The following is a 13,119-nucleotide window of genomic DNA, read 5'->3' on the forward strand; positions in this document are numbered from 1 at the left end:
TTATGTTAAAATATGTCATAGGTTATCAATTTATATGATACTTTGAAAAGGCGTAGAAGGTGTCAGTAGACGCTTGTTTTCTTTCAGAGAGAGGAGGCCACCGGCTGAAAGCCCCCTTAGGTTCAGACAAGTGTTGAGTTTCCCACCGGAGCCGCGTTTCCCAATTATAGTTTTTCTGCTGTATAGTAGGAGATGACGTGACCGCGCGTTAGGCGGAAATGAGAGCCTGTGTGATGCAGGAATCAGGGTGGTACCGCGAGAATTCGTCCCTTTGCCGTAGTGGCAGAGGGATTTTTTCATTTACAGATAATCGCAGGCAAAGCAAAGGAGATAATTATGAAAGAAAAGCTGGAGAAGATCAGGCAGGCAGCATTGGAAAAGATTGCCGGATCTGACGCATTGGAGACCCTCAACGAGATCCGGGTAGCTTATCTGGGGAAAAAGGGTGAGCTGACCAGTGTGTTGAAAGGAATGAAAGATGTGAGCGCCGAAGAGCGCCCGAGAGTAGGGCAGATGGTGAATGAGACCCGCGCCGTCATCGAAGCGAAGCTGGAGGAGACCAGGGCTGCTCTGGCAAAGAAGGCCAGAGAGGAAAAATTAAGGAAAGAGGTCATTGACGTGACCCTTCCGGCTAAAAAGAATAACGTCGGTCACAAGCATCCGAATATGATCGCGCTGGAAGAGGTAGAGCGTATTTTCGTTGGCATGGGTTATGAAGTCGTAGAAGGTCCTGAAGTGGAATATGATTACTATAATTTTGAAGCGCTCAATATCCCGAAGGGACATCCGGCCAGAGACGAACAGGATACCTTTTATATCAATGATAAGATCGTCCTGAGGAGTCAGACTTCTCCTGTACAGGTTCGCACCATGGAAAAAGGGAAGCTGCCGATTCGCGTGATCGCACCGGGAAGGGTGTTCCGTTCCGATGAAGTGGATGCCACTCACTCTCCGTCCTTCCATCAGATAGAAGGGCTGGTGATTGACAAGGGAATCACATTTGCAGATCTGAAGGGGACTTTGGCTGAGTTTGCCAAGGAGCTGTTCGGAGAGGATACCAAAGTGAAATTCCGTCCGCATCATTTCCCGTTCACAGAGCCCAGCGCTGAAGTGGACGTGACCTGCTTCAAATGTCATGGGGAGGGCTGCCGTTTCTGTAAAGGGAGCGGATGGATAGAAATTCTGGGCTGCGGTATGGTGCATCCCAATGTACTGCGTATGAGCGGCATTGCCCCGGAGGAGTATTCTGGCTTCGCGTTTGGCGTCGGCCTGGAACGTATCGCGCTTCTGAAATACGAGATAGATGACATGCGTCTCTTATATGAAAATGATATCCGTTTCCTGAAGCAATTCTAATTTAATAAGAAAGGACAACAATTATGAATACAGCATTATCCTGGATCAAAGCCTATGTTCCTGATCTTGATGTAACGGCTCAGGAATATACGGACGCCATGACTCTTTCCGGTACGAAGGTGGAAGGATACGAGTGCCTGGACAAGAACCTGGAGAAAATCGTGGTGGGCCAGATTTTATCCATAGAAAAGCATCCGGACGCCGACAAGCTGATTATCTGTCAGGTAGACATCGGGACAAAGACCATACAGATCGTGACGGGTGCTCCCAATGTAAAGACAGGGGATAAGGTGCCGATTGTTTTGGACGGCGGCAAGGTGGCGGGCGGCCACGACGGAGGCCCGCTGCCGGAGAATGGAATCCGGATCAAAAAGGGAAAGCTGAGGGGAGTGGAATCCGATGGTATGATGTGTTCCATCGAAGAGCTTGGTTCCTCCAGGGACATGTATCCGGATGCACCGGAATCGGGAATATACATTTTGAAAGAGGACGCGCCTGTAGGCGCCGATGCCATAGAGCTTTTAGGGCTTCGTGATATTGTATTTGAGTATGAGATCACTTCGAACCGTGTGGACTGCTACAGCGTCCTGGGAATCGCGCGGGAAGCGGCCGCTACTTTCCGGAAGAAATTCGAAGCTCCGGTCCCGGAAGCCAAAGGAAACGGAGAAGATGTTCATGACTATGCGTCTGTGGAAGTGGAGGACAGTGACCTGTGTCCAAGGTACTGCGGCCGGGTGGTGAAAAATATCAAGATTGGTCCTTCTCCGGAGTGGATGCAGAGACGTCTTGCCGCCAGCGGCATCCGTCCGATCAACAATCTGGTGGATATCACCAATTATGTCATGGAGGAATATGGACAGCCGATGCATGCGTTTGATCTGGACACCGTTGCCGGACATAAGATCATCGTAAAGCGCGCAAAGGATGGAGATGAATTCCAGACCCTGGACGGACAGATGAGGAAGCTGGATAAAAATATCCTCATGATCAATGACTCAGAAAAGGAAATTGGTATAGCAGGCATCATGGGCGGTGAGAATTCTAAAATCACGGATGAAGTGAAAACGGTACTTTTCGAGTCCGCCTGCTTTGACGGCACGAATATCCGGCTGTCTGCAAAGCGGCTGGGGCTTCGCACGGATGCGTCCGGAAAGTATGAAAAGGGGCTGGATCCCAATAACGCGGAGGCTGCTATCAACCGTGCCTGCCAGTTGATTGAAGAGCTCGGCTGCGGCGAGGTAGTCGGCGGTATGATTGATGTCTGTGCAGGAAAGCCGGAGCCCAGGCGCATACCCTTTGATTCCGATAAGATCAACCAGCTTCTGGGAACGGATATTTCCAGGAAGGATATGATTTCTTATTTCGGACCGCTGGAGCTTTTGGTGGATGAAGCGGCCGGAGAGGTCATTGCGCCGACATTCCGCCAGGATCTGGTGTGTGAAGCGGACATTGCAGAAGAGGTGGCCAGATTTTTTGGATATGACAACATTCCGACTTCTCTTCCGGCCGGAGAAGCGACCACAGGGAAGCTGTCCTTTAAGCTCCGGGTGGAAGAGGCGGTCAGGGAAGTGGCGGAATTCTGCGGATTCAGCCAGGGCATGACATATTCCTTTGAGAGCCCGAAGGTGTTTGACAAGCTTCTCCTTCCTTTAGACTCTCCTCTCCGGAGGACGGTGGATATTTTGAATCCCCTTGGCGAGGATTTCAGTATCATGAGAACTATATCATTAAGCGGGATGCTCACTTCACTGGCCTTTAACTATAACAGGAGAAATAAAGACGTGAAGCTCTATGAGCTGGGCAATATCTATCTGCCGAAGGCACTGCCCCTTACGGAACTGCCGGATGAGAGGATGCAGATGACCCTTGGATTCTACGGGGACGGAGATTTCTTTACACTCAAGGGAGTCATTGAGGAAATATTTGACAGGCTGGGAATGAGAGATAAGATAACCTACAGCCCGGAGGCCGGAAAACCGTTCCTCCATCCCGGGCGCCAGGCGGTGATCTCCTATCATCAGAAGGTGATGGGATATCTGGGAGAAGTCCATCCTGAGGTCCTGGACAATTATGATATCGGAGACCGGGCTTATGTGGCTGTTCTGGATATGCCGGTGGTCACAGAATGCGCCTCCTTTGACCGGAAATATGAGGGAATTGCGAAATTCCCGGCAGTGACTAGAGACATCAGCATGGTGATGGACAAGGAGATTCTGGTCGGACAGGTGGAAGAGGTCATCGAAAAGAAAGGCGGACGGCTTCTGGAATCCTACCATATGTTTGATCTGTATGAAGGCAGCCAGATAGCAGAAGGCTATAAATCCGTGGCTTACTCCATTACCTTCCGGGCGAAGGACAGGACGCTGGAGGATAAAGACGTAAGTGAGATCATGGAAAAAATCTTGAAAGAATTAAAAGGAATGGGAATCGAGCTTCGTGGTTTTAACAGCGGCGGTTCAAAATGACAGAGACGGCAGCAGGGTGACCTGCTGCCGTCTCTGTCATTTTGATTTATGTTCTCTCATGAGGAAGGAGGTGGGGAAGCATCGTGATTTTATAAATTTTATAGAGATTTACGAATAGGAATGTACGGATTTCTTATACTAATTCATAAAGATTATGGAAAAAGGAGAATGAGATGGATAAATTTTTAAAAATCGTGGGCGTCAAGGGAAGAGAAATTCTGGATTCCAGGGGGAACCCTACCGTAGAGGCAGAAATTACTTTAGAAGGCGGAATCAAGGGGCGGGCCAGCGTTCCTTCAGGCGCATCGACGGGAAAATTCGAAGCAGTCGAGCTTAGGGACGGCGGGGAACGTTACTCCGGCTTGGGGGTTAAAAAAGCGGTAAATCATATTGATACAGTGCTGGCTCATGCCATCCTTTCCGAAAACGCCATGTGCCAGGGGCGGATCGACAAGCTTCTGACAGATGTCGACGGCACAGAAAATAAGGGGAATTTGGGAGCAAACGCAATCCTTGGGGTGTCCATGGCCACGGCGAGAGCTTCTGCTGCCGCGCTGGGCATGCCTCTTTACTCTTATTTGGGAGGAATTTACACGAGGAATCTTCCTGTCCCGATGATGAATGTACTGAACGGTGGAAAACATGCGGATAATACGGTGGATCTGCAGGAATTTATGATCATGCCGGTGGGCGCTTCCGATTTTTCTTCCGGACTGCAGTCCTGCGTGGAGGTATATCACACCCTGAAAGGGATTCTGAAAGGAAAGGGACTGTCCACAGCCGTAGGGGACGAGGGGGGATTTGCGCCGGACCTTCCCGATACGGAATCGGTGCTGTCCCTTTTGGTTGAGGCGATTGAAAAATGCCGGCTGAGACCGGGCGTGGATATGGGAATCGCCATTGACGCGGCGTCCAGTGAACTCTATGATCCGGACAGGGACGCGTACTATTTTCCCGGCGAAAGCAGGATGGGAGGAAAAGAGATTCTGAGACTGCGGGAAGAAATGGTGGATTATTACGAAAATCTGGTAAACCGTTTTCCCATTGTATCCATTGAGGATGGGCTGAATGAGGAGGATTGGTGCGGTTGGAAGCTTCTCACAAGCCGTCTGGGAGATAAGATCCAGTTGGTGGGAGACGATCTGTTTGTGACGAATACAGAACGGCTGAAGCGCGGAATCGAACAAAAGATTGCCAATTCCATTCTGGTCAAGGTAAATCAAATCGGAACTCTGACGGAAGCGTTTGCGGCTATTGAAATGGCACAGAAGGCCGGTTATCATGCCGTTATTTCCCACCGCTCCGGGGAAACAGAGGACGCGATCATCGCGGATATAGCCGTAGCGGTCAATGCAGGCCAGATCAAGACGGGAGCGCCCTGCCGTTCGGACCGGAACGCGAAATACAATCAGCTTCTGCGGATAGAGGAGTCTTTGGGAAGCCAGGCCGTATATGAACATCCTTTTGCCGCGTTTTAAAAAATAGTTGCCAATCCTGTCCTTTTATGGTAAGATAACTATGTTTGACCATAGGAGGTGTGAAGATGACTGTTCTGAAAGTGATTTTAACCGTGGTTTTCTTGATAGTGTGTTTGGCATTGGTTGTGATAGTATTGCTGCAGGAGGGAAAATCAGCAGGACTGACCGGCTCCATAAGCGGCGCTGCCGAGACTTTCTGGGGAAAGAATAAAGGTCGTTCGATCGAGGGAAAGCTGGAAAAGGTTACGAAGTATGCGGCGATTTTATTCCTGCTGCTTGCCCTTGCGCTGAATATACTTTAAGCGGGACCTGTATAGCGGAGAAGATGGGATTCATTGCTTGCCAAGGCATTCACGACACGCCTTTGGCGGGATGAATCCCTTTTTGTTATGATACAGGGGAATTCTCCGTCATGGTCGCAGTATTCCGGCGTGCAGGACAAAAAGCAGAAGCCGGATGAATAGGAGAGAGATGGATAACAGAAATGAAAAAAAGAGCGGCGGAAGAGAAAAGCAGTCCGGAATAGGCGGAACGTATAAAAAGAAAAAAGAGAAGAAGTGGGAAACTGGCGGGACGCGAAGAGGAAAAGGACGCGGACGGCGGGAGGAGCTCCGGAAGGAATATGTGAAAGCATCAGATGAGCTTTCCGAGGGCAGGCCGGAGGCTGAGAGGATGGAGGAAAGAAAAGAGAGGCTTTTAAAGCTCTTTGGTCATAAAAATTACGTCCCTCTTAAGATTAAGGAGCTGGCGATTCTGCTGGGAATATCCAAAGAGGAGCGTCCGGAGCTTCAGGAGGTTTTGGATGCCCTTCTTTCAGAGGGGAAGATAGGCCTCTCAAAGAGAGGCAAGTACGCTTTGGCAGAGCATTTTCTGATCACCGGAACTTTTTTGGGGAACCGAAAGGGATTTGGTTTTGTCGTTGTGGAAAAAGCAGAAGGAGAGGAATCGGAACCGGATATTTTCATCCCGGAAGATGAAGTGGGAAATGCCATGGACGGAGATACAGTCCAGGTGGCGCTCTGCAGCGGAAAGAAAAGCGGAAGAAGAAAGAATCCGGAGGGCCGCGTGGTCAAGGTACTTGTAAGGGCTCATGAAGAAATTATCGCCACTTATGAAAAATGCAAGAATTTCGGATTTGCCGTACCGGTGAATCAGAAGCTTTGCAGCGATGTGTTCATCCCTGAAGAAGACTCAATGGAAGCATCCACCGGCGAACGTGTCGCAGTGAAGATCACGGATTATGGAAAGGGCCAGAAAAATCCAGAGGGCCGTGTTACAGAGATTCTGGGCCGGGTAGGAGAGCCCGGGGTGGATATTCTTTCCATTGCCAAGGCCTATGGATTTGAAAATGTGTTTCCCGACGAGGTTTTGGCTGAGGTGAAACGGATCCCTTCTTCAGTCCTCCCGGAGGAATTGGAAGGCAGGAAGGATTTCCGGAGCCTCCAGACAGTGACCATAGATGGAGAAGATGCAAAGGATCTGGACGATGCGATTTCCATTTCCATGGAAGATGGAATATATAAGCTGGGAGTCCATATCGCCGATGTATCTCACTATGTAAAAGAAGGGAGCGCACTGGACAGAGAGGCACTTAAGCGCGGAACCAGTGTTTACCTGACGGACCGCGTCATTCCCATGCTCCCGAAGGAACTTAGCAATGGCATCTGTTCATTGAACGCGGGGGTTGACCGGCTGGCATTCAGCTGTATAATGGAAATTGATGGTAAAGGCCGTGTGCTCGGACACGAGATCGTGAAATCTGTGATCTGCGTAGACAAGAGGATGACCTATACTGCTGTGAAAGGGATCCTGGAAGACAAAGATGAAAAACTGCGCCGGGAATATGAAGGGTTTGTGCCTATGTTCCGGATGATGGAAGATTTATCGTGCATCCTTCGGGCGAAGAGAAAAAAACGCGGGTCCATTGACTTCGATTTTCCGGAAAGTAAGATACTTCTGGATGCAGAAGGAAGGCCGGTGGAAATTAAGCCCTATGACAGAAATGTGGCTACGATGCTCATAGAGGATTTTATGATGCTGGCGAATGAGACGGTGGCGGAGGATTATTATTGGCAGGAGCAGCCGTTTGTTTACAGGACCCATGAAAATCCGGATCCGGATAAGATTCGGGAGCTGGCGCTCCTGATCAGCAACTTTGGATTTCATCTGAGGATGGGACAGGAAGAGGTACATCCCAAGGAGCTTCAGAAGCTTTTGGCGGGTATCCAGGATTCCCCGGAGGAAGCTCTCATAAGCAGACTGACCCTGCGTTCCATGAAGCGGGCCAAGTATCAGCCGGAATGTATCGGGCATTTTGGCTTGGCAGCGAAATATTACTGCCATTTCACCTCGCCGATCAGGCGGTATCCCGATCTGCAGATACACAGGATAATGGGCGAATGTCTGGCAGGGAAGATGTCGGGAAAGCGCAAAGAGCACTACGCTGGGATCCTGCCAGAGGTATGTGCCGGATGCTCTTCCATGGAAAGAAAAGCGGATGACGCGGAAAGAGAAGCGGAGAAACTTAAGAAATGCCAGTATATGGCGGGCCATATCGGCGAAGTATTTGATGGTGTGATATCAGGCGTTACAGGATGGGGGATGTATGTGGAGCTTCCCAATACCGTGGAGGGGATGATTTCCCTGTCGGCTCTTGACGGGGATTATTATCAATTTGATGAAGCGCAGTACCGGTTGGTAGGGACTACCACGGAACAGGTCTATAAACTGGGCCAGAGGATTCGCGTGCGGGTGGCCGCAGTGGATAAAGTGGGAGGTACCATTGACTTTGTGCCGGAGCGCTCCTGGGAGGAAGAATAGTGTCAAAGGATAGCTATAAGCTGGTTGCGAATAATAAAAAGGCATACCACGATTATTTTATTGACGATACGTATGAAGCGGGGATTTCCCTGTCAGGAACAGAAGTGAAGTCCATTCGGATGGGAAAATGCAGCATCAAAGAATCCTTTGTGAAAATCGAACGGGGAGAAGTCTATATCTTTGGAATGCATGTCAGTCCGTATGAAAAGGGTAATATTTTCAATAAAGATCCATTGAGGGTGAGGAAGCTGCTGCTTCACGGCTATGAGATCAATAAGCTGGTGGGAAAGATCCAGCAGAAGGGTTACACGGTCGTACCCCTTAAGGTATATTTCAAAGGAAGCCTGGTCAAGGTGGAAATCGGACTGGCCAGAGGGAAGAAGCTGTATGACAAACGGCAGGACATAGCCAAGAAGGACCAGAAAAGAGAAGCGGAAAAAGAATTTAAGATTCGAAATCTGGGATAAGGAGGAGCTGCGAATGAAGCCGGATACGAGAGAAGAGCTGCGCCGTCTGGTGACGGGCGTCACTCTGGAGACTTATGAAGAGCTGGCGCCGCAGCTTGTCATGATGCTGGACCAGTTGAAAAAACGGGAGGATCTGAGCCAGGATCAGATGAATGATGAGATTCTGCTCAACATGATGGGATATATAAAATCCTGTACCAATGAGATCATGATTCAAGTGCTGGGTGAGATTTTGGAGCTTCCGGCAAAAGAGCATCATAGCCATGATCACGATCATGAGCATCACGAGGCTTGACAATCGCTGCTTTTGGGCATATAATAGCACTACACTAAGAGTCATATGTGACCAGGGCTTGTACTGGTTTCGACGGGGGTTTAGAAGTTTGGGAAGCCATCCGCAGACCGTGACTGCGTCATCAACATGGAAAACCTAAATATAAACGCAGACAATCAGTTAGCGTACGCTGCTTAATTGCAGCTGTCGACCCTAGGCCGCTCACAGCTTAGGACCTCGGCATCGTGAAAGTGGGGAACTTCGTCTCTTAAGCTTTGCGGAGATGGAAGAAACGATGAAGCTACTAAGCACAGAAGCCTGTCTTTGGGCGTTTGTGTAAGGGAATGTTAAAACAAGGACTATGATGGAAGAAACCTGGATGGAAGGGCTTTCGGACAGGGGTTCGATTCCCCTCAGGTCCACTAAAAGTGGAAGCGTTGAACTCTATTTCGTGAGAAATGAGTTAGCGCTTGTTTATAGATTGGGGAACGCCGGTTAAGCGCTCCCCTTTTCTATTTCGACGCCGTATTTTGCGTTTTAAGACGTTTTTAAGCCCGAAGTGCCGATGCCCCCCTTCGGGCTTTTCACGCCCAGAATCGCCTTCTGAGACGTTCACGGGACGAGAGCGGAACAAAGTGCGCATCTCGCTCCGCTCGATGCCCTTGGGTGGAATGGGTCATACAGAAAAAGCGGGGGATGCGAGGGGCGGATTCCGTAATGCCCGCATCAGTATATATAAGTGATAGAAAACGGCGGTTTTGACGGGGTTCGTTCGGAGGGTTGGCACACCAACTGGTGTGTACGTAGATTTTCGCCTATATGGAGGCTCCCGGTTAAGTTCGCGATTCCTCTGGCACACCATGATTTTCGGAAGTGTGTACGCTGATTTCCGCTTATATCGGTCGATTAGAGGTCGTTGGCACACTTGGCACAGGTTTTTTAATATTAAACATAGGGAGATATGTTTATATTCCTCTTCCCGTGTATGGGTCTATATATAAATAACTACGAAAAATGTGTGCCAAGTGTGCCAGTGCGTTCGCGAGCCTCCATATAGGCGGTTTTTAGCGTACACACCAGTTGGTGTGCCAACGTGTGCCAGAGAAGCGAGTTTTTGGCGTGAAAAACGTTGCGAAAAGTTATTTCAGGCGATTTCTGCTCGTATATGAGATGATTTGCCCTCTGAGCTGAGGTTATGCGAAATAAACTATTGAAAAATGAGTTCGGATGATTTATAATGAACAAAATTGAAGAATTTTTCGCGATATGACGAACCAGTGGGCGACATCAGTTGCCTGAGACCGGGCGATAGTCCGGGATGGGAGCCGTGAAGGGCAGAGCCCTTCGAGACGTCGCAGGGCTGGCAACTCTGCGATGGAGGCAACAGCGCCTAAGCTATCGAATAGATGGCGAATAGCACGAACGTGACGAGCGGCGAATCAGATTTCAGCTTTACAGCTGTTTTCTGGTTCGCCGCTTTTTGCGTTTAAGGACAGAAAAGGAGGACTTTGCACATGAGTAAGACGAAACGAGAGGTGGAAACCACGCGTCATATCGTCGGCGGCGAGGAGCTGACGCTGACGGAGTACGCGGCGTATATGAGCGCTCTGAGCGTGAAGCCGTTGCTGACTGTGAATGAGACGGCGAACCTGTTCGACGTCGGTGCGCGGACGGTGAAGAAGCTTATGAACTCGCCTGATTGCGATTTCACGGTGAGCGCGAGCGGCAAGGGCGCACGCAAGATTCACCGCGCGAGCTTCGAGAAGTATCTGATGGAGCATGCGCTGGTGGCAGATAAGGAGGTGTGATTATGGCGAAAAAAGAAACCGCCCCACTCGCGACAAATGGGACGGCTCATAACAGTTGTGATTATGATAACACGATTTGCGCTGATGTTCAAGGGTTTTCTGATGCAACAGAGCAGACATACAACGAGATGCTTTGTTCCGTGACCGAGAACTACCTGCAGGGCATCGACCCGGATTGTATGCCGTCCCCGTCTGTTATCGAGTATGAGTTGCTGACGGTGACGAACAATGCAATCAAAGAATACAATCTCGGGCCTCGCGACCCGTCTGCGCCGCCGGGTGCGCCGCTCAAGGACGCATATCCCGACCAGAAACCGATGGATGAGCGCGTGCGAAAGCTTCGCGTGCTGGTGCCGTGGCAGGTTGCGAAAATTCTGATGTATCTGCATCATGCGGTGCGAATCAGCCTTACCGGCGGGCGCGGAGACAACGAGTGCGAAATCGCGGTCTATGTCGCCGAGGGTGAGAAGGCAGGAATCTACGACGTGTCGCTCTTGTCGATTGAGCGTTTGGCGCGTGTGTATAACCCGCAGTTTTCCATCCGCGACGTGAAAGAGGTGATGGCGGTTCTGCTGTCGGAGTCCCCTTGTGTGAAGCGCTGCGACGACCAGAACCTGATTGCGGTGAACAACGGCATCTTCGATTATAAGAACAAGGTTCTGATGCCGTTCGACCCGAAGTACGTTTTCACGGCGAAGTCGGATACCGACCTCATCAAGGATGCGCCGAATCCGGTCATCCACAACGATGCCGACGGCACCGATTGGGATGTGGTCTCGTGGATGGATGAGCTGTCCGACGACCCGGAAGTGGTTCAGCTGCTCTGGGAGATTCTGGGCGCAATCATCCGCCCCAGCGTCCGTTGGAACAAGTCCGCATGGCTCTACTCGACCATGGGAAACAACGGCAAGGGAACGCTCTGCACCCTGATGCGCAATCTTTGCGGCGAGGGCGCTTGGGCGTCGATTTCCCTGAAGGCGTTCTCCCAGCGCTTCATGCTTGAGCCGCTGCGCCATGTTTCGGCGATTATCACCGACGAGAACGACACGGGAACCTTCGTCGACGATGCGGCGGCGCTGAAATCCGTCATCACGGGCGACCCGTTCCAGATGGATATCAAGCACAAGGACGCCCGCAAGGCGCGATTCACCGGCTTCATGGTTCAGTGCGTCAACGAGCCTCCGAGGCTCAAAGACCGCTCCGAGTCGATGTATCGCCGTCTGCTCATCATCCCGATGAATAAGCGGTTCGAAGGGCGCGAGCGCAAGTACATCAAGGACGATTATCTGCATCGTCGGGAGGTTCTTGAGTACGTCCTGTCGCATCTCATGTATGAGACGGACTACTAAGAGTTGAGCGAGCCTGCGGTTTGCGTCGAGGCGCTGGATGATTACCGCGTGGATAACGACCCTGTTCGTCAGTTCGTCGATACAGTCATGTCGTCGCTGGTTTGGAATTTGGTTCCGTGGCAGTTTCTGTATGACCTCTATGGGGCGTGGATGTCGAGGAACAATCCGAACGGCCGGGCGGAGAATCTTCGGACGTTCAAGCGCCGCATTACCGAGCTTCTTCCGACGCTCCCTGAGTGGTCGGATACAGGCGAGAACGCGATGCGTACCGGAGACAAGATGAACGACCCGGGACCGTTGATTGTCGAGTACGACCTGAAGAACTGGCGCAACCAGAGCTATCGCGGGATGGACGTCAACAAGATTGCGACGCCGGAGACGAAAGCGAGGTATCGCGGCCTCGTTCGCGTATCCGGCGGAAGCGTTGCGGCTGGATAGAGTAGCTAATTCAACAGGTAAGGAGTGATTGATTATGGCGAGTAAGACATATGAGGCTTTCGCAAAGGTGAGGCCGAGGGCGGTTCGCGCAAGTGCTGGGAAGAACAGCTCGGAGACGATAATTGTTGAGGAACAAGTGGCTGCGCTGGCGAAACATTTTCCCGTTCTCAACGAGACGGAAATGCGAGGCGGCGTGCTCGTACCGAAAGTCGGCGACGTCGACAAATTCATCGGACATTTGCGCGAGTTGTATGACGCCGATATGCACGAGTCGGATTGCATCTGTTCAACGCGACGGTTCTTTGAGGAGATTCATGCGGAATGTGCATGGGATTTGCTCCCATGGCAATTCCTGCATGACCTTTACGTTGCATGGATGTCAAGAAAGCATCCATGTGGAATGGTCGATAGCGCAAGGGCGTTCAAGCGTCATCTCCTCGAGATTCTGCCGGATTTTCCAGAGTGGTCGGAAACGGGAGAGTGCGGAGTGAGACCCGGCAGCAAGATGAACAAGCCGGAGCCTCTGATTATCGAATACGACCTCAAGCGCTGGCGTAATTCGGATTACAAGGGCGAAGACATGAACAAGGCGGCGATGCCGAATTTTAAGTCGAAGTATCGCGGACTTGTTCGCGTGCAGACAAAGCAAATTAACGAATAAACA

11 protein-coding genes, 1 other RNA gene and 1 other annotated feature are annotated in these 13,119 nt (G+C 50.8%); all 12 genes read left to right on the top strand.

Annotation, left to right across the window (positions count from 1 at the left end; translation table 11 throughout):
• Nucleotides 1-44 precede the first annotated feature (44 nt).
• Nucleotides 45-274: a binding site (T-box leader), on the top strand.
• A 62-nt stretch (nucleotides 275-336) separates the two neighbouring features.
• The gene (gene pheS, locus LQE92_RS07410) at nucleotides 337-1,356 is read left to right on the top strand and encodes a phenylalanine--tRNA ligase subunit alpha (protein ID WP_231062354.1); all 1,020 of its coding nucleotides are present in this window, start codon (nucleotides 337-339) and stop codon (nucleotides 1,354-1,356) included.
• Between the two features lie 23 nt (nucleotides 1,357-1,379).
• Nucleotides 1,380-3,821 (top strand): phenylalanine--tRNA ligase subunit beta, encoded by a 2,442-nt coding sequence (pheT, locus tag LQE92_RS07415; RefSeq protein ID WP_231062355.1) that lies wholly within the window; start codon nucleotides 1,380-1,382, stop codon nucleotides 3,819-3,821.
• A 173-nt stretch (nucleotides 3,822-3,994) separates the two neighbouring features.
• Entirely contained in the window at nucleotides 3,995-5,299 is a 1,305-nt protein-coding gene (eno, locus tag LQE92_RS07420) for a phosphopyruvate hydratase (protein ID WP_231062356.1), read from the top strand.
• A gap of 65 nt (nucleotides 5,300-5,364) precedes the next feature.
• On the top strand, nucleotides 5,365-5,601 hold the full coding sequence (gene secG, locus LQE92_RS07425; protein ID WP_147596649.1) for a preprotein translocase subunit SecG: 237 nt from the start codon (nucleotides 5,365-5,367) through the stop codon (nucleotides 5,599-5,601).
• Between the two features lie 370 nt (nucleotides 5,602-5,971).
• On the top strand, nucleotides 5,972-8,119 hold the full coding sequence (rnr, locus tag LQE92_RS07430; RefSeq protein ID WP_231062601.1) for a ribonuclease R: 2,148 nt from the start codon (nucleotides 5,972-5,974) through the stop codon (nucleotides 8,117-8,119).
• The gene (smpB, locus tag LQE92_RS07435; RefSeq protein ID WP_231062357.1) at nucleotides 8,119-8,586 is read left to right on the top strand and encodes an SsrA-binding protein SmpB; all 468 of its coding nucleotides are present in this window, start codon (nucleotides 8,119-8,121) and stop codon (nucleotides 8,584-8,586) included. Before rnr ends, smpB begins: the two co-directional genes overlap by 1 nt.
• 13 nt (nucleotides 8,587-8,599) lie before the next feature.
• Nucleotides 8,600-8,881 carry a hypothetical protein gene (locus LQE92_RS07440; protein WP_231062358.1) on the top strand — a complete coding sequence of 94 codons (282 nt, stop codon included), beginning with the start codon at nucleotides 8,600-8,602 and terminating at the stop codon, nucleotides 8,879-8,881.
• A 54-nt stretch (nucleotides 8,882-8,935) separates the two neighbouring features.
• Nucleotides 8,936-9,285, top strand: a transfer-messenger RNA (tmRNA) gene (gene ssrA, locus LQE92_RS07445).
• A gap of 1,089 nt (nucleotides 9,286-10,374) precedes the next feature.
• The gene (locus tag LQE92_RS07450) at nucleotides 10,375-10,668 is read left to right on the top strand and encodes an excisionase (protein ID WP_231062359.1); all 294 of its coding nucleotides are present in this window, start codon (nucleotides 10,375-10,377) and stop codon (nucleotides 10,666-10,668) included.
• 2 nt (nucleotides 10,669-10,670) lie between these two features.
• Nucleotides 10,671-12,017, top strand: a complete 1,347-nt coding sequence (locus tag LQE92_RS07455) for a DNA primase family protein (protein ID WP_231062360.1) — start codon at nucleotides 10,671-10,673, stop codon at nucleotides 12,015-12,017.
• 3 nt (nucleotides 12,018-12,020) lie between these two features.
• The gene (locus tag LQE92_RS07460) at nucleotides 12,021-12,455 is read left to right on the top strand and encodes a primase-like DNA-binding domain-containing protein (protein ID WP_231062361.1); all 435 of its coding nucleotides are present in this window, start codon (nucleotides 12,021-12,023) and stop codon (nucleotides 12,453-12,455) included.
• Between the two features lie 34 nt (nucleotides 12,456-12,489).
• Nucleotides 12,490-13,116 carry a hypothetical protein gene (locus LQE92_RS07465; RefSeq protein ID WP_231062362.1) on the top strand — a complete coding sequence of 209 codons (627 nt, stop codon included), beginning with the start codon at nucleotides 12,490-12,492 and terminating at the stop codon, nucleotides 13,114-13,116.
• Nucleotides 13,117-13,119 lie beyond the last annotated feature (3 nt).

The sequence above is a fragment of the Lientehia hominis genome, assembly GCF_021044755.1.
In the GTDB taxonomy this organism is placed as follows: domain Bacteria; phylum Bacillota; class Clostridia; order Lachnospirales; family Lachnospiraceae; genus Lientehia; species Lientehia hominis.